This window comes from Pseudomonas sp. NFACC08-1, assembly GCF_900106735.1.
Classification (GTDB): Bacteria; Pseudomonadota; Gammaproteobacteria; order Pseudomonadales; family Pseudomonadaceae; genus Aquipseudomonas; species Aquipseudomonas fluorescens_Q.
Window position 1 is genome coordinate 46,716 of sequence record NZ_FNNL01000020.1, and the last position, 17,726, is coordinate 64,441.

Annotated in this window: 13 protein-coding genes; 8 read left to right on the plus strand and 5 right to left on the minus strand. The window is 60.7% G+C overall.

Annotated features, from left to right (window positions below; translation table 11 throughout):
• Positions 1-44: 44 nt before the first annotated feature.
• The 6 genes from BLU76_RS28155 (at position 45) to BLU76_RS28180 (ending at position 10,040) form a co-directional block, all read left to right on the plus strand.
• Entirely contained in the window at positions 45-674 is a 630-nt protein-coding gene (locus BLU76_RS28155; RefSeq protein ID WP_072346960.1) for a LysE family translocator, read from the plus strand.
• 325 nt (positions 675-999) lie between these two features.
• Positions 1,000-2,682 carry a fatty acid--CoA ligase gene (locus BLU76_RS28160; RefSeq protein ID WP_092225366.1) on the plus strand — a complete coding sequence of 561 codons (1,683 nt, stop codon included), beginning with the start codon at positions 1,000-1,002 and terminating at the stop codon, positions 2,680-2,682.
• Between the two features lie 331 nt (positions 2,683-3,013).
• Positions 3,014-4,876 (plus strand): DUF1302 domain-containing protein, encoded by a 1,863-nt coding sequence (locus BLU76_RS28165; RefSeq protein WP_072346956.1) that lies wholly within the window; start codon positions 3,014-3,016, stop codon positions 4,874-4,876.
• A 25-nt stretch (positions 4,877-4,901) separates the two neighbouring features.
• Entirely contained in the window at positions 4,902-6,266 is a 1,365-nt protein-coding gene (locus BLU76_RS28170; protein ID WP_063322895.1) for a DUF1329 domain-containing protein, read from the plus strand.
• 366 nt (positions 6,267-6,632) lie between these two features.
• Positions 6,633-9,368 carry a winged helix-turn-helix domain-containing protein gene (locus tag BLU76_RS28175; protein ID WP_092225368.1) on the plus strand — a complete coding sequence of 912 codons (2,736 nt, stop codon included), beginning with the start codon at positions 6,633-6,635 and terminating at the stop codon, positions 9,366-9,368.
• A 171-nt stretch (positions 9,369-9,539) separates the two neighbouring features.
• Positions 9,540-10,040, plus strand: a complete 501-nt coding sequence (locus BLU76_RS28180) for a methylated-DNA--[protein]-cysteine S-methyltransferase (RefSeq protein ID WP_063322893.1) — start codon at positions 9,540-9,542, stop codon at positions 10,038-10,040.
• Positions 10,041-10,119: 79 nt separating this feature from the next.
• Here the strand turns inward: BLU76_RS28180 and BLU76_RS28185 are convergent, their stop codons facing one another.
• From BLU76_RS28185 to dctP, 5 genes are all read right to left on the minus strand, one after another.
• Positions 10,120-12,024, minus strand: coding sequence for an alkaline phosphatase D family protein (locus BLU76_RS28185; protein ID WP_092225370.1), 1,905 nt, complete (start codon positions 12,022-12,024; stop codon positions 10,120-10,122).
• Positions 12,025-12,283: 259 nt separating this feature from the next.
• Complete coding sequence (locus tag BLU76_RS28190; protein WP_092225371.1) at positions 12,284-13,279, minus strand: TRAP transporter substrate-binding protein; 996 nt, start codon at positions 13,277-13,279, stop codon at positions 12,284-12,286.
• Positions 13,280-13,397: 118 nt separating this feature from the next.
• Complete coding sequence (gene dctM / locus BLU76_RS28195) at positions 13,398-14,681, minus strand: C4-dicarboxylate TRAP transporter large permease protein DctM (RefSeq protein WP_092149002.1); 1,284 nt, start codon at positions 14,679-14,681, stop codon at positions 13,398-13,400.
• The gene (locus BLU76_RS28200; RefSeq protein WP_092149000.1) at positions 14,678-15,310 is read right to left on the minus strand and encodes a TRAP transporter small permease; all 633 of its coding nucleotides are present in this window, start codon (positions 15,308-15,310) and stop codon (positions 14,678-14,680) included. The genes dctM and BLU76_RS28200 overlap by 4 nt, the downstream gene beginning before the upstream one ends.
• Positions 15,311-15,376: 66 nt before the next feature.
• On the minus strand, positions 15,377-16,372 hold the full coding sequence (gene dctP, locus BLU76_RS28205) for a C4-dicarboxylate TRAP substrate-binding protein DctP (RefSeq protein ID WP_014336661.1): 996 nt from the start codon (positions 16,370-16,372) through the stop codon (positions 15,377-15,379).
• Positions 16,373-16,669: 297 nt separating this feature from the next.
• Between dctP and BLU76_RS28210 the strand changes: the two genes are divergently transcribed.
• The gene (locus BLU76_RS28210; protein ID WP_092225373.1) at positions 16,670-17,182 is read left to right on the plus strand and encodes a type VI secretion system amidase effector protein Tae4; all 513 of its coding nucleotides are present in this window, start codon (positions 16,670-16,672) and stop codon (positions 17,180-17,182) included.
• Positions 17,179-17,406, plus strand: a complete 228-nt coding sequence (locus BLU76_RS28215; protein ID WP_092225376.1) for a hypothetical protein — start codon at positions 17,179-17,181, stop codon at positions 17,404-17,406. Before BLU76_RS28210 ends, BLU76_RS28215 begins: the two co-directional genes overlap by 4 nt.
• Positions 17,407-17,726: the final 320 nt, after the last annotated feature.

Here is a 17,726-nt window from a genome sequence, read left to right on the forward strand (position 1 = left end):
CACGGGATTTCATCCAACAAAAGATTGTCGCAAGGAGCTCCACCATGTACCTCACCGAATTCCTCACCGTCGCCCTGATCCACCTGCTGGCCGTTGCCAGCCCCGGGCCGGATTTTGCCGTGGTGGTGCGCGAAAGCGTGACCCATGGCCGCCGTGCCGGAACCTGGACGGCGCTGGGCGTCGGCACGGCGATTTTCCTGCATGTCGGGTATTCGCTGTTGGGTATCGGCCTGATCGTGTCGCAATCGATCGTGCTGTTCAACGCGCTGAAATGGGCCGCCGCTGCGTACCTGCTGTACATCGGCTTCAAGGCACTGCGGGCGCAACCGGCCAAGCCCACCGAGGACAACCTGCACAAGGAGGCCGGTGAACGTACCCCTCGCGGCGCGTTCACCTCGGGCTTCGTCACCAATGGCCTGAACCCCAAGGCGACGCTGTTTTTCCTGTCGCTGTTCACCGTGGTGATCAACCCACACACGCCGTTGGCCGTCCAGGCCGGTTACGGTGTGTACCTGGCGGTGGCGACGGCCGCCTGGTTCTGCCTGGTGGCGCTGCTGTTCAGCCAGCAACGGGTGCGCGCCGGTTTTGCGCGTATGGGCCACTGGTTCGACCGGACCATGGGCGCGGTGCTCGTCGCCATTGGGGTGAAGCTGGCGTTTACCGAAGCGCACTGACCGTTGCGCGCTGTCCTTTGATCGCTTCCACGCGGATGGAAGGGGCCACGATCGACATTTTCTGTCAAAAAGTGGTGGCATGCTGGAGACCTGCCAGGGCATTTCCCCGCAGGTTTTTGTAACAAGCGTGATACCTGTGCTCGCTGTTGGATCCCGATGAGACAAGGTTTGGTTGCGCCATGCTTGCGAAAACCTGGGGGCGAGATGGCTCAAGGCTAGTATTTGCGCGCGGATCAAATCATTCCTTTGGCTGATTTGATCTGTGTACAAGCGCTCTAGAGTGCTTGCTTCCAGCCAAGACCGTGCAGTCAGAAAAGGGACTCTTATGTTGCAGACTCGCGTTATTCCCCCAGCCGAAGGCGCCTATCAATACCCGCTGCTGATCAAGCGGCTGCTGATGTCCGGTACGCGTTACGAGAAAACCCGCGAGATCATCTACCGCGACCAGTTGCGCTACAGCTATCCGACGCTGATCGAACGGGTCGCGCGCCTGGCCAACGTATTGACCGAGGCGGGGGTCAAGGCTGGCGATACCGTGGCGGTGATGGACTGGGACAGCCATCGCTACCTGGAATGCATGTTCGCGATCCCGATGATCGGCGCGGTGATCCACACCATCAACGTGCGCCTGTCACCGGAGCAGATCGTCTACACCATGAACCACGCCGAGGACCGCTTCGTGCTGGTCAACAGCGAGTTCGTCGGCTTGTACCAGGCGATAGCCGGGCACCTGACCACGGTGGACAAGACCCTGCTGCTGACCGACCTGCCGGAAAAAACTGCCGAGCTGCCGAACCTGGTGGGTGAATACGAGCAATTGCTGGCCGCCGCGGCGCCCACCTACGACTTCCAGGATTTCGACGAAAACTCCGTCGCCACCACGTTCTACACCACCGGCACCACGGGCAACCCCAAGGGCGTTTACTTCACCCATCGGCAACTGGTGCTGCACACCATGGGCGTGGCGACCATCATGGGGGCCATCGACAGCGTGCGGCTGCTGGGCACCAACGACGTGTACATGCCGATCACGCCGATGTTCCACGTCCATGCCTGGGGCCTGCCCTATGTCGCGACCATGCTCGGGCTCAAGCAGGTCTACCCGGGGCGCTACGACCCCGAATTCCTGGTCCAGCTGTGGCGCAAGGAAAAGGTTACCTTTTCCCATTGCGTGCCAACCATCCTGCAAATGGTCCTCAACGCCAAGGGCGCCCAGGACACCGATTTCGGCGGCTGGAAGATCGTCATCGGCGGCAGCGCCCTGAATCGCAGCCTGTACGAAGCGGCCAAGGCGCGGGGCATTCAGCTCACTGCCGCCTATGGCATGTCGGAAACCGGCCCGCTGGTGTCTTGCGCCCACCTCAATGAGGAACTGATGGCCGGCAGCGAAGACGAGCGCACCACCTACCGGATCAAGGCCGGCGTGCCAGGCCCGCTGGTGGAGGCGGCGATCGTCGACACCGAGGGGCGCTTCCTGCCGGCCGACGGCGAGACCCAGGGCGAACTGGTGCTGCGCGCGCCGTGGCTCACCGAGGGCTATTTCAACGAGCCGCAGAAGGGCGCCGAGCTCTGGGCCGGCGGCTGGCTGCACACCGGCGACGTCGCCACGCTGGACAACATGGGCTTCATCGACATCCGTGATCGCATCAAGGACGTGATCAAGACTGGTGGCGAATGGATCTCCTCCCTGGACCTGGAAGACCTCATCAGCCGTCACGTGGCGGTACGCGAAGTAGCAGTGGTCGGCATCCCCGATCCGCAGTGGGGCGAGCGACCGTTTGCCCTGCTGGTGATTCGCGAAGGGCATGAGATCGGGGCTCGCGAACTCAAGGAACACCTCAAGCCGTTCGTCGAGCTGGGGCACTTGAGCAAGTGGGCGATCCCGAGCCAGATCGCCCTTGTTACGGAAATTCCCAAGACCAGCGTCGGCAAGCTCGACAAAAAGCGCATCCGCGTCGATATCACCGAATGGCAGAGCAACAACAGCACCTTCCTGTCCACGCTTTAGGCCTTTTTGCCGTGCCCGAAAGGGCACGGCAGCCCCACCAAGCAAGCGCTTGACTTGTCAAACCGTAAATTTCAGCCATCCTTGCCGTGCCGACACCTGTCGGCCTGGCGAAAGGACTGTCCCAGAGTGGTTGAGGGCTGCAAATCACACTTTAGAGGGATCAAGCCGTACTACCTGCTGGCTATAGTCCGCTCACGGATTCTCAGGAACGGGGCGCACGCACGAAAGGGCGATGCGACCTTGATGGATGTCGGGACGCTGCCGCTCCCAGCCATCGAGGTGTTCTTGAAATGTCCACTGCCATAACAATAATGCACATGGAGTAGCGTCGATGACCTCAGCAACCACGTTCTGGCGCCGGGCAAAACTGCCTCTGGCGGTCAGTCTCGCCTCTTCGCTCGCCGGGCCAGCATTCGGCGTCAGTTTCAACATCGGTGAAATCGAAGGCCAGTTCGACTCGTCCCTGTCGGTCGGCGCGAGCTGGTCCACGGCCAACGCCAACAAGGACCTGATCGGTGTCAACAATGGCGGCAAGGGTTTGTCGCAGACCTCCGATGACGGCCACTTGAATTTCAAGCGAGGGGAAACCTTCTCGAAGATCTTCAAGGGTATCCATGACCTGGAACTGAAGTACGGCGATACCGGTGTGTTCGTGCGCGGCAAGTACTGGTACGACTTCGAACTCAAGGACGAACACCGCCTGTACAAGGACATCAGCGACAGCAACCGCAAGGAAGGCGCCAAGTCCTCCGGCGGGCAGATCCTCGATGCGTTCGTCTACCACAACTATGCCATTGCCGATCAGCCAGGCTCCGTGCGCCTGGGCAAGCAGGTGGTCAGTTGGGGTGAAAGCACGTTCATCCAGGGCGGCATCAACTCCATCAACCCGGTCGACGTGTCCGCGTTCCGTCGTCCTGGCGCCGAGATCAAGGAAGGCCTGATCCCGGTCAACATGTTCTACGTGTCCCAGAGCCTGACCGACAACCTGTCGGCCGAGGCGTTCTACCAGATTGAATGGGACCAGACCGTGGTGGATAACTGCGGTACGTTCTTCTCCCAGCCGGATGTGATTGCCGATGGGTGTACCGATAACCTGCGGGTGTTGAACAAGCGTTCAAGCATTCCGTTCCCGGGGGTCCTTCTTCCGATATTGGAAGGCCAGGGTGTCGATATCAACGAAGAAGGCGTGCTGGTACGGCGTGGCCCGGACCGTGATGCTCGCGACAGCGGCCAGTGGGGCGCGTCGTTGAAGTACATGTTCGAGCCGCTGGACACCGAGTTCGGTGCGTACTTCATGAACTACCACAGCCGTGCGCCGATCTTCAGTGCCACCGGCGCGCCTCAGTCAGTCTACGACGCGGTCACTGGCTCGCCGCTGGCGCCACTGATCGTCGCGGGTAATTCCCAATATTTCGTCGAATATCCGGAAGATATCCGTCTCTACGGCTTGAGTTTCTCCACCACCCTGCCAACCGGTACGGCGTGGAGCGGTGAGATCAGCTATCGGCCGAACGCGCCGGTGCAGTTGAGCACCACCGATATCTTGTTCGCCGGCGTTCGCCCGATCGGTGGTCCTGTGTTGGGCAATGCGTCGCTGCTCCAGGGAGTGCCAGGCCAGGATCTGCATGGTTATCGCCGCAAGGAAGTCACTCAGTTCCAGACCACCTTCACTCACTTCTTGGATCAGGTCATGGGCGCCAGTCGCCTCACATTGGTAGGTGAAGTCGGCGTGACTCATGTTGGAGGCTTGGAAAGCAAGTCGGATGTTCGCTACGGTCGTGACCCTGTCTTTGGTCCGGGTCAACTGCCCAGCGGAGCCTGTAACGCGCTCAACAGCTCTACCGCCACAGGCGGCGGCCAGACCATCAACGACGTGAACAGCAACTGCAACAACGACGGCTTCACCACCTCCACCTCCTGGGGCTACCGCGCTCGCGCCATCTGGGAATACCCGGACGTGTTCGCTGGCGTGAACCTCAAGCCCAACGTGGCCTGGTCCCATGACGTCAAAGGCTACTCGCCAGGCCCTGGCGGCAACTTCGAGGAAGGCCGCAAAGCCGTCAGCCTCGGGCTCGATGCCGAGTACCAGAACACCTACAACGCCAGCCTGGCCTACACCAACTTCTTTGGTGGCGACTTCAGCACCGTAGACGATCGCGACTTCCTGGCGCTCAGCGTCGGCGTGACCTTCTAAGCACCGTATTTCAGGACGACACACTATGAAAATAACAAAGAATCTGTTGCAGGCCGGTGTTCTGGGGCTCTCCCTGCTGGCCGCCAGCGTCATGGCGGCAGTGCCCGCGGCCGAGGCCGATAAACTGGGCAAGAGCCTGACGCCGATGGGTGCCGAGATGGCCGGCAATGCCGACGGCTCGATCTCGGCCTGGAAACCCATGGCCAAGAATGCCGGTTCCGTGGACAGCAAGGGCTTCCTCGCCGACCCATACGCCAGTGAAAAACCGCTGTTCACCATCACCGCGCAGAACGTCGACCAATACAAGGACAAGCTCGCGCCGGGTCAGTACGCGATGTTCAAGCGTTACCCGGAAACCTTCAAGATGCCGGTCTACCCGACCCATCGCGGTGCCACCGTGCCGGACGCGGTGTTCGCCTCCATCAAGAAGAACGCGGTCAACACCAAGCTGGTTTCCGGCGGTAACGGCCTGGAAAACTTCGAGACGGCTGTGCCGTTCCCGATTCCCCAGAGCGGTGTGGAAGTCATCTGGAACCACATCACCCGCTATCGTGGTGGCAGCGTAACGCGCCTGGTCACCCAGGCCACCCCGCAGCCCAACGGTTCGTACAGCCTGGTGTACTTCCGCGACCAGTTCGTGTTCCGCGACAAGATGAAGGACTTCGATCCGGCCAACCCTGGCAACATCCTGTTCTACTTCAAGCAGCAAGTGACCGCGCCGGCGCGCCTGGCCGGTGGTGTGCTGCTGGTGCACGAAACCCTCGACCAGGTTAAGGAACCGCGTTCGGCGTGGGTCTACAACGCTGGTCAGCGCCGTGTGCGCCGTGCCCCGCAGGTGTCCTACGACGGCCCGGGCACCGCCGCCGACGGCCTGCGTACCTCCGACAACCTGGACATGTACAACGGCGCGCCGGATCGCTACGACTGGAAGCTGGAAGGCAAGAAAGAGCTGTACATCGCCTCCAACAGCTACAAGATCGATTCGCCGCAACTCAAGTACGCCGACATCCTCAAGGCCGGCCACATCAATCAGGACCTGGCCCGCTACGAGCTGCGTCGTGTCTGGCACGTGACCGCGACGCTGAAGGAAGGCCAGCGCCACATCTATGCCAAGCGTGACTTCTTCATCGATGAAGACACCTGGCAAGCGGCGGTAATCGACCATTACGACGGCCGTGGCCAACTGTGGCGCGTGGCCGAGGCCCATGCCGAGAACTACTACGACAAGCAAGTGCCGTGGTACGCCTTGGAAACCCTCTACGACCTGCAGTCCGGCCGCTACCTGGCGCTGGGCATGAAGAACGAAGAGAAATCGGCCTACGACTTCGGCTTCACCGCCACCACCGCCGATTTCACCCCGAACGCCCTGCGTCAGGACGGCATCCGCTAAACCGCTGCATCCGAGGCCGCATCCTCGAAACAACGCCCCGACTGGTTCGGGGCGTTTTTTTTTGTTCGATCAGTCAACACAAAACCCTGTGGCGAGGGAGCTTGCTCCCGCTGGGCTGCGCAGCAGCCCCAAACCAGCCTTCTCATTCTGTCAGGTACAACGCAGTCGCTGCCTTGCGGGTTGCTTCGCAACCCAGCGGGAGCAAGCGCCCTCGCCACAAGAGCGGTGGCTGCCTGAATTTTTTCAAGTCGGTCGGCTTGTAGTCTTTTTGTAGCCATTTGTAGCACTCCCTTCAATACCTCCTCGTTTACCGCTAGTCTGCGGACATCTGCAACGCCGCCACCCGCATTCCTACAAGAGCCGGCCATGACTGATTTGTCTTCACTTCCGGATTCTGCCCGCGCAGCCATCGCGGTACAGGACGGGCGTTTCTACCGCCCGCCCTTGCCCGACGGCCATGTTATGCGGCCGCGGTTGTGCGAGCGTTTGAGCGCGGGGCTCGGAGGCAGGTTGCTGTTGGTCAGTGCCCCGGCGGGGTTCGGTAAAAGCTCCCTGGCGGTGGAGTTCTGCCAGAGCCTGCCGGCCCATTGGCAAAGCCTCTGGCTGGGGCTCAGCGCCCGGGACAACGATCCAGGCCGCTTCCTTGAACGGTTGCTCGAAGGGCTCCAGGCCTTTTTCCCGCAACTGGGCGGTCGGGCGCTGGGGTTGCTGAAAATGCGCCAACGTCATCAACCCTTTGCCTTCGAAGAATGGCTCGACGGCTTGCTGGACGAACTGTCCACGCACTTATCGCCCCACGAGCCCCTGCTGCTGGTGCTCGACGATTACCACCTGGCCCAAAGCCCGGTGCTGGATCGCTGCCTGCAGTTTTTCCTCAATCACCTGCCCGACGGGTTGCTGGTCCTCGTCACCAGCCGCCAGCGCCCGGACTGGCATTTGGCGCGCCTGCGCCTGTCGCGGCAACTGCTCGAACTCAATGAGCAGGACCTGCGCCTGACCCATGAAGAAGCCTTGACCCTGCTCCAGCATCACAGCAGTTCGTTGCGCGGTGAGGCGCTGGAAAATCTTATCCAGCGCAGTGAAGGTTGGGTGGCCGGGCTGCGTTTCTGGTTGCTGGCCGCCTCCGAAGCCGGTACCGAAGGCCTGCTGCCCCAGGCCTTGCACGGCGGCGAAGGGCTGATTCGCGATTATCTGCTTGAAGAGGTCATCGACTGCCTGCCCGCCGAGGTGCAGGCATTTCTCTACGACACGGCCCCTCAGGAACGCTTTTGCAGCGAACTGTGCGACGCCGTGCGCGAGGCCCATGACAGCGCCGAAATCCTGCGTTACCTGGCGGCCCACCAGGTGTTCCTGGTACCGCTGGACGAGCACGGCCATTGGTATCGATATCACCACCTGTTTTCCGACCTGCTGCGCAGTCGCCCCAGCGCACCGGCCATGGTCCCGGCCGCGACCCTGCACCTGCGGGCCTGCCGTTGGTTCAACGCCCAGGGCCTGATCGACGAAGCCGTGGAGCAGGCGCTGCGGGCCGGGCATCTGGACGTGGCGGCGAACCTGGTGCAGAACCTCTCGGAGGAGCAACTGCTGGCCGAGCAGAACGTCGGCATGTTGCTGCGCTGGAAAATGGACTTGCCCGACAGCCTGCTCATCAGCACCCCGCGGCTGATCGTGCTCTACAGCTGGGCGTTGGGGCTGGCCTGCCAGTTGGACGCTGCCGAAGAGCTGGCGGCGCACTTGAGTCGTTTCCTGCCGGCCCCCTCGGCCACTGCGCAAAAATCCATGCTCGCCCAATGGCTGGCCCTGAGCGGGATCATCGCCCGTGGCCGGGGGGATCGCGAGACCACCGTGCGGTATTGCAGCGAAGCTTTGGAGAGCCTGCCGCAAAAACGCTACGGCCAGCGCCTGATGTGCCTGTCCACACTGTCGAACCTGGCGATTGCCGACGGCGACCTGTGGCGCGCCCGGAACCTGAACCGCGACTCCCTGGAGCTGGCGCAACGGGTCGGAAATCCACTGTTCGAGGCCCTGGCCCATTATGATCGTGCCCGGGTCCTGCAGGCGCGGGGAGAGATCCTGCGGGCGCTGGATGAAGTGCACCAGGGCCTGCAACGTTTGCACAAGCTGTCGCCCCAGCGGCTTTATGCGGTGCGGGCGCGCTTGATCATGTACGAAGGTTTTTTGCTGACCTTGCGCATGCAGCCCCAGGCCGGCCTTGCGCGGCTGCAGGCGGGCCTCACCGAAGCCCGCGCCTGCCGCGACATCAGCGTGCTGATCGGCCATTGCGTGATCGCGCGTATCGAAGGCTACAGCGGCGAGTTCGCCCGGGCCTTCGCCGAACTGGCGGAAGCCGAGCGCCTGATGCACATCTGGGACGTTCCGCCGATCTACTATCTGGCGATGATCACCCTGGTCAAGTGCGAACTCTGGTTGGCCCAGGGTCGCACCGACCTGGCCGAAGCCTGGCTGGCCCGGCTGGGCCAGACCTACACGGGCGATCGGGCTGCCGCACCACCGGAATTCCACCCGCAACTGCCGCTGCATGTTGAGTTGCAACAGGCGGTGCTGGAGTCCATCCGGGGCCAACCGATACTCGCGCAAGGACGGCTCGATGCCTTGCTTGAACACGGTCAGCAAAGTGGCCGGCAGATGCTCAGCGTGATGGCGCTCAACCAGAAAGTCGCCTTGCTGCTGAGCATCGGGCGTGAAGCCGAAGCCCGTCGCACCCTGGCCCAGGCTTTCGAAGCTGCCAGCGGCGGGGTGTTGCAGCCCTTCGAATGGTTGTTCGGCGAGCACCGTGAATGGTTGCGCGAACAGCTGCTGCAGGCACCGCCCAGTACCTTGCGTGAGCATCTGCTCGAACGCCTGCCCTCGACGGTGGCCCAGCCTGCCGACCCGGCGGCGCCGGTCGAAACCCTCAGCAGTCGCGAGCGGGCGGTGTTGCAACTGATTGCCCAAGGCTGTTCGAACCAAGAGATCAGCGAGCAATTGTTCATCTCGTTGCACACGGTCAAGACCCACGCCAGCCATATCAACAGCAAGCTCGGTGTGGAGCGTCGCACCCAAGCAGTGGCGCGGGCGAAGGCGTTGGGGTTGTTGGGCTGAGTAAGATATTGCGGTCGGTGAGATCCCCGTGGCGAGGGAGCTTGCTCCCGCTGGGCTGCGAAGCAGCCCCAACTGATAATCTGACACACCGCGGTGCCACGTGTAGGGTCGCTTCGCAACCCAGCGGGAGCAAGCTCCCTCGCCACAAAGGCTTTGACAAGGAATCCCTCGATGTTGCCTCTGTACAAAACCATCCAATCCCCTGTCGGCCAACTGATCCTCGTCGCCCGGCAGACACGGCTGGCGGCCATCCTCTGGGAAAACGAGCGGCTCAATCGGGTGCGCCTGGGGCCTTTGGAGGAGGACACCCAGCATCCGGTCCTCAAGGAAACCGAGCGTCAGTTGCTGGAATACTTCGCTGGCCAGCGCCGTCGTTTCGAGCTGGAGCTGGACTTCGCGGGCACTGATTTCCAGATCCGGGTCTGGCAAGCCCTGTTGACCATCCCCTTTGGCGAAACCCGCAGCTACCGCGACATCGCCATCCAGGTGGGGCAACCCACGGCGGTCCGGGCGGTCGGCGCCGCCAATGGCCGCAACCCCATCTCGATCATCGCCCCGTGCCACCGGGTCATCGGCAGCTCCGGCAGCCTTACCGGCTTCGCTGGTGGCCTGGCGGCCAAACAGTTCCTGCTGAGCCTTGAAGGTCAGCAGTCGCTGCAATTGGTGTTCTGACTGCCACTTCCCTGTGGGAGCGAGCTTGCTCGCGATAGCGAATTGTCAGCTTGCGTAGGTGCTGGCGGTGCCAGCGCTTTCAGGTCGGTGGTGATTTTGGGGGCAGCATCCGCGTCGGCGGTTGGCCGTTGGCATTGTGCTGGTAGATCTGCGCGGGCTGGCCCTGTTCATTGAAGAACACCTGGCCAATGCCGGCGCTGTTCCACAACCGTTCACCCGCTTCGGCGTGTTCCGGGGTGTGGGGGACGATGCGCATGCTGCGGCGCTTGGTGAACCAGTTCAGGGGCGAGCGTGGCGAGTAGAGCCAGCGGTTCAGGCGATCGAACCATTCCAGCAGCGCAGGGGGAAATTCATTCTTGATGCCGCTGCTGGTGATCTGCCAGATGCGCGGGCCGCCCTTGCGGTGCGGGATCAATACTTCGTATACGAAGCAATAGTGCACGTCCCCGGACAGCACCACGTAATTACCGGGCGTACGTGAGTGGCGGAAAATGTTCAGGATCACCTGGGCAGCGCCGCGATGGGCCATCCAGTTTTCCGCATCCACCAGCAGTGGATAACCGCACCAACTGAACACCCGCTGCACGGTCTCGATCAGCTTCACACCGAAGATCGGCGCCGGTGAGACGATAATCGCCGACGGGTGATCCAACAACTCCTGCTGCAACTCGCTCAGGGCTTCCCAATCCAGCAGGCCGGAAGGTTGCTTGAGGTTGTTCTCGCTGCGCCAGCGGCGGGTGCGGGTGTCAAGCACCACCAGGGCCGGGGTACTCGGCAGCACGTAATGCCATTGTTGGAAACCCAGCAGCGTGTCGATCAGTTGGTCCTGGGGTTCGCTGTCGAGGTAACGGTCTCGGGCGGTGTCGCTCAGGGCCAGGGTTTGCGGGAGCACGTCAGCGAAGGCATCGGGGTTGTTACCCCAGCCCTGGCAGAGCATGTAGGCGATCAACGCATTGCCGATGATGCGTTTGGAGAACGGATGGCCGTAGGCCGTTTCCTCCCACTGCGCAGACAGGTTCCAGTCATCGGTAATGTCGTGGTCGTCGAAAATCATCAGGCACGACAGGTGCGCAAACACTCGCGCCACGCCGCCCAGCCCGGTCTTGAACGCATCGATGCGCTGCTGTTCCAGGTCGTAGCGCTGGCGCCGTTCGACGGTCAGTTCGGGCGGCTGCACGGTGATCAGCGTCCAAGGCACGGGCGACCACACTAGCAGGTACATCGCCATGACCTCGGCGAAGGTCACCAGGTGATTGTCGGCACTGCTGCTGGTGAAAATCGGCTTGCGGGCCCCGCCGAAAAATCGCTCGCGCAGGGTTTCGTTACTCTCAAGTGCCGGCAACAAATCGGCACGATGGTAATAACTGGCCGGGTGCCGATAGAGCTTGGCGCTGTCCTCCACCACGGCACCTTCCAGGCATTCCTCGAACAACCCCAGGCATTCGATCAGCGCATGAATCGCCCGCAACATGGGCCCGGCGACGTCGTCGGCATAGACCTGGTCGCCGCTCATCATCAGCAATGCCGGGCGTTGCTCAGGGGCTTGCGCCAACAGCCAGTCGACGCAGAGCAGGCCGTCATTGGCTGGGTAATGGGGTTTGCGGCAAGAGCCGTGGACCAGTTGCTCGATGCGCGAATGCAGTATGAAATTCGGGCACTGTGCGCCGTCATACAGCAGGTGCGGCGCCCATTCGGCGATGGGCGCGCCGTCCACCAGCAAGTCGTAGTCAATCGTCACGTCCCGGGGCAGGGGGCTGGCGAGCCGTACATCGATCAAGTGCACAAACGCCCGCTGTCCCACCGGCACCACGGTGCAGCGTGTCGCATCCAGTGCAAGATCACCCACGCCGGCCACGCGCAACGTCATCGCCAATGCTCGCGTGCCCACCAGCCACATCACCAGCCGCGTGGGCTCCAGCCGTCGCAACAGTGGGCCGACCAGGACGGCGGGCAGGGCGGTGATATCAGAAGTGGATGGCAGCATTCGCGGGTAAAAGCTCTGTTCAGGGAGAGGCGGGGGATCATAACGCAATGTGCCGGGTTGCTGGGGACAGGGAGGCGTTGTGGTAACCCTGTGGCGAGGGAGCTTGCTCCCGCTGGGCTGCGCAGCAGCCCCCAAATGTTTGCCTGACACACCGCGGTGTCAGGTTTTGGGGGTGCTTCGCGCCCCAGCGGGAGCAAGCTCCCTCGCCACAACAGAAGTGTTCAGCCAGGGGCTTCAAGTTATCCCCCGCCTTGTTACATCACTGGGCCTTGTTGGACGCCTGCGCCGCCTTGATCAGATCGGGCCCGATCTCCTGTTCGAACTTGGCCCACACCGGCTTCATTTTTTCGCGCCAGGCATTGCGCTGCTCTGGTGTGAGGGTAATGACCTCGGTGGTCTTGGCGTCCAGCACATGCTGCTTGTCCTGTTGGTTGAACCGCTCCGCTTCTTGGTTGGCATAGGCGGTGGACTCAACCACGATCTTGTCCAGTTCGCTGCGGATATCCGGCGGCAGGCCTTTCCAGAAGTCCGAGGTGGTGATCAACATGTAGTCGAGTATGCCGTGGTTGGACTCGGTGACATATTTCTGCACTTCATTGAGTTTCTGGTTGTAGAAGTTCGAATAGGTGTTTTCCGTGCCGTTGACCAAACCGGTGCGCAAACCCTGGTACACCACTGAGAAAATCATCGGTTTAGCCTTGGCATCCACCGCCTTGAACTGTTCCTCCAGCACTGCGGAGGTCTGGATCCGGAACGTCAGGTCGCGGGCGTCCTCGGGTGTGCGCAACGGCTTGTTGGCCGATAGCTGCTTCATGCCGTTATGCCAATAGGCCAGGCCGGTGATGTTCTTGCTTTCCATGGACTTGAGCAGCTTCTGGCCCTCGGGGCTGCGCTGAAAACGGTCCACGGCGGCGATGTCGTTGAACAGGAAGGGCAAGTCGAACAACTGTACCGACTTGGTGTACTGATCGAACTTGGCCAACGACCGCGCAATGATCTGCACTTCCCCGAGGAGCAAGGCTTCTAACTCCTTGTCATCGCCATACAGCGTGGAGTTGGGATACACCTCGACCTTCACCTTGCCTGGCAGCCGTTCTTCCACGAGCTTCTTGAACATCAACGCGCCCTGGCCCTTGGGCGTTTGTTCGCCGACGACGTGGGAGAATTTGATGACGATCGGCTCAGTCGCCATGACCATGCCCCACGCCCCGAAAGCCAGGGTGCAGGCGAGCGCTTTCCACATAGGTTTTAGCATTGCGAGGCGTCCCTTTCAGTGTCCGAAGGCACAGGGCCGACAGGTCGGCCCTATCCCTCAGTGACCCTCTGTGACGAGCAAGTTGTCCTGTGCCCGTCACGGAGTGTGTTTATCGGGTTTAACTCATTCCCAACCAGTTCGGTAGCACCAGCGAGATCCACGGCACATAGGTAATCAGCACCAGGAACGCCAGCAGAATCATCAACCACGGCATGGCCGCGCGGATGGTGGCGGGCAGGGACATGCCGGTCACCGCCGAGGTGACGAACAGGTTCAACCCCACCGGTGGCGTGATCAGGCCGATCTCCAGGTTCACCACCATGATGATGCCCAGGTGGATCGGGTCGATGCCCAGTTTCATGGCGATGGGGAACAGGATCGGCGCCAGGATCAGGATGATCGCCGAGGGTTCCATGAACGCGCCGGCAATCAGCAGCACGATGTTCACCACCAGCAGGAAGGTCACCGGCGTCAACCCGGCATCGATCACCCATGCCGTGATTTGCTGCGGCAGTTGCTCGGTGGTCAGCACATGGGCGAAGAGCATGGCGTTGGCGATGATGAACATCAGCATGATGCTCAGCTTGGCCGACTCCAGCAGCACTTTCGGCGTCTCACGGAACGTGAGGTCCTTGTAGACGAACAACGCGATAAACGCCGAATACACTGCCGCCACCGCCGCTGCTTCGGTGGGGGTGAACATCCCGGAGTAAATCCCGCCGAGGATGATGAACATCAGCAGCAGGCCCCAGATGGCCTGGCGTGCCGTGCTCAACCATTCACGGAGCGTCGCCCGGGGCAGGGCTGGGAGGTTTTTCTTCACCGCGACGATGTAGATCGCCACCATCAGGAAAAAACCCAACAGCAAGCCGGGAATCACACCGGCCATGAACAGCTTGCCCACCGAGGTTTCGGTCGCCGCGGCATACACCACCATCACGATCGAGGGCGGAATCAGGATGCCCAGGGTCCCGGCGTTGCACACGATGCCTGCGCCAAACGCCTGTGGATAACCCGAGCGCACCATCCCGGCAATGGCAATGGAGCCGACCGCCGCCACTGTCGCGGGGCTTGAGCCCGACAACGCCGCAAACAGCATGCAAGCCAGCACCGCCGCAATCGCCAGGCCGCCACGGATATGCCCGACGCAGGCGTTGGCAAAGTCGATCAGCCGCCGCGCCACACCGCCGGTGGTCATGAACGCACCGGCCAGCAGGAAAAACGGAATCGCCAGCAGCGTGTAGTGTTCGGAGGTTTCGAACAGCTTGATCGCCAGGGAACGCACCGAGTCGGGACTGAAGAAAATGATGGTCAACGAACCGGCCAAACCCAGCGATATGGCGATGGGCACGCCGATGAACATCAGCACGAACAGTGCTATGAACAGGAAGGCAATGGTCATGGCTTGTCTTCCTCATGTTCGGTCAATTTGATGGCTTCGGCCGCTTCATCGGCCAGCCCCAGGCCGGTCTGGCGATTGCGCAGGATTCGCACGAGAATTTCCGCGAAACGGATAAACACCAGGGCAAAACCGACCGGTACGATCAACCCGATATGCCACTGCATGATGCCGAAATGGCCGAGATCCTCGGCGCCGATCTGGGCAATCATCAACGTGTTGATCCATTCGAAACTCGCCACCGCCAGCAACCCGGCATAGCCAAGGCAGCACAGGCAAGCGATGACGCCGATGAAACGCTGCACCGGTTTGCTCGCCAGTTTCACCAGCGCATCGACGCCGATGTGCCCGGCCGTGCGCACGCCGTACGACAGGCCAAAGAAAATCAGCCAGCCAAACAGCGCCTTGGTCAGTGATGTGCTCCAGGTCATGGCCTGGGCCATACCCATGATGTTGTCGCCGATGGCGAACATCGGTTCGCTGGCGGCTGGCCAATGATCGCCGAGGCTGTAGAAAACCGCATAGAGGTTGTTGAGTACCACGTAGACGAACGTTACGAGCGTCATGGCGGCCAGGAGAAAGGCGATGAAACCTTCCTCGAAGTGTTCCCAGATGCGCCGAAGGGCGTTCATGGACGACATCTCCTGTTGGAGGGACGACAGGCCGGTGCCGCCAGGGTGGCGACACCGGCCAACCAATCACTGGGCTTTATTGGACGCTTCGGCTGCTTTGATCAGGTCAGCGCCGATATCGCCTTCGAACTTCTTCCACACCGGTTTCATCTTGTCGCGCCATTCGCCACGTTCTTCTGGCGTCAGGGTGATGATCTCGGTGGTCTTGGCGTCGAGGATGCGTTGTTTGTCGTGCTCGTTGAGCTGTGCCGCCTCTTTGTTCACATGGGCGGTGACTTCTACCAGGATCTTGTCCAGTTCCGTGCGAATGTCCGGTGGCAGGCCGTTCCAGAACTTGGTGTTAGTGATCAGCATGTAGTCGAGCAAACCGTGGTTGGACTCGGTGATGTACTTCTGCACTTCATGCATTTTCTGGCTGTAGATGTTGGAGTACGGATTTTCCGCACCGTTGACCACACCGGTCTGCAAGCCTTGGTACACCTCGGCGAAACTCATCTTGCGCGGATTGGCGTTCACCGCCTTGAATTGTTCTTCCAGCACCGCTGACGCCTGTACCCGGAACTTCAGGCCGCGAGCATCCTTGGGTTCACGCAGGGGTTTGTTCGCCGACAGCTGCTTCATGCCGTTGTGCCAATAAGCCAGGCCGGTGATGTTCTTGCTTTCCATGGATTTGAGCAGTTTCTGGCCTTCAGGGCTCAACTGGAAACGGTCCACGGCGGAGATGTCATCGAACAGGAACGGCAAGTCAAACAGCTGTACGGTCTTGGTGTATTGCTCGAACTTGGCCAGCGATGGCGCAATCATCTGCACGTCGCCCAGCAGCAAGGCTTCCATCTCCTTACCATCGCCGAACAACGAAGAGTTGGGGTAGACCTCGACCTTCACTTTGCCTGGCAACCGTTCTTCCACCAGTTTCTTGAACAACAGTGCGCCTTGGCCTTTTGGTGTTTGCTCGGCGACCACATGGGAGAACTTGATCACCACCGGATCTGCCGCCATGGCCGTGCTCATCGCGCTCAGGGCCAATGTGCAAGCGAGCGCTTTCCAGATAGGTTTGAACATTAGGGGCTTTCCTCTTGTTTTTAGTATTTTCGTGCGAGCTCATTCAAAACACAGCGTACGGCGGAACAATGATGAGTCTAGGCAGAAAAACAACTTGCGGGGACGGTTGACGGGAAAAACCGTCCTTTGGCCATACGTCTCGACAGGTTGCGTTAGAGTCTTCCTTGTGTCGGGCTGAAACATCACAAACGGGTCGGTAATACTGGCTCTCAATCTCTCGCCAGCGCTCATCGAATTCATGGGGCTAGGGGTCTGCTAGGCTATGCGTCCAGGATAAAAAACTCATGGAGAGGGCAGATGTTTACATTCGACACGTTGTGGAAAAGCCATCCGCAGATATTTGGTGACGCCGCGCCTTGTAGAACCAATGGCGCCAAGAACTTCAGTGACCAATGCGCGATCAACCTCGGCGTGGCCCTGCGTCGCGCTGGTGCAGACATGAGCCAGCTCAAAAGCGTGCGACATTGCTGGCAACACCCCAAGAGCGAGGGGCATATATTGGCCGCCGAAGAGCTCGCCAAGGCCTTGAGCCGCGCCAAGATCCCTGGCTTGCAGGCCATGAAGACCATTAAAAGCGAAGAGTTCGAAGAGACCCTGAGTGGGCAGCAGGGCGTTATTTTCTTCAAGGACTTCTGGCGTCGGGCAAACGAAACCACAGCCAACCGCAGCGGCGATCACATCGATCTGTGGAATGGCCGTCGCCTGACGGATTGGCTGAGCTACCCACGTATACAAATGGGTTTTTCGATCGAAGGCACGTTCTCGGACTTTCACGATTCCAAGGACATCTGGTTCTGGAAAGTCATATGAACGTCATCAAGGAAGCTTTATTCGTTCTCCTGCTCATCGTGTTGGCGGTCGGCACATTTAACTTGGCGTTCATGGCCGTTGGTAGTTATTTCGGACCGTTCTACGAGAGCGAAGCAGACCAGAGCCGCAACTTTGCGATCTGGTTGTTTGGCAATGTCGGGGTCGTGGTCGTGGCTGCGGCAGTGGGCATTGTCTGGAGACGACGGCGCAAACCTCGAATCTAGCCAGGCGGCCAACGTCTGCACAAAACCTGTGACAGGGCGTTCACTTTCCGCAGCCATCGCCTCCCACAGTCTTGATCCCTGGTGTTCACGAATTCTGCGTCCACCACAGTCCCCCTGTGGGAGCGAGCTTGCTCGCGATGACGGCGGCACAGTCAACATCACCGTCTCAGACAAACCGCATGCGCGCGCAAGCTCGTTCCCACAGTTGCCCACCTCTTGATCCTCCTCGTCATTCTTCCAGGCACCGCGCCATCCGCAACAAGGGGCATCACCTCTTCTTGTGTGGTATGACGACATTTTAGATTTTCTCGTGTGGAAAT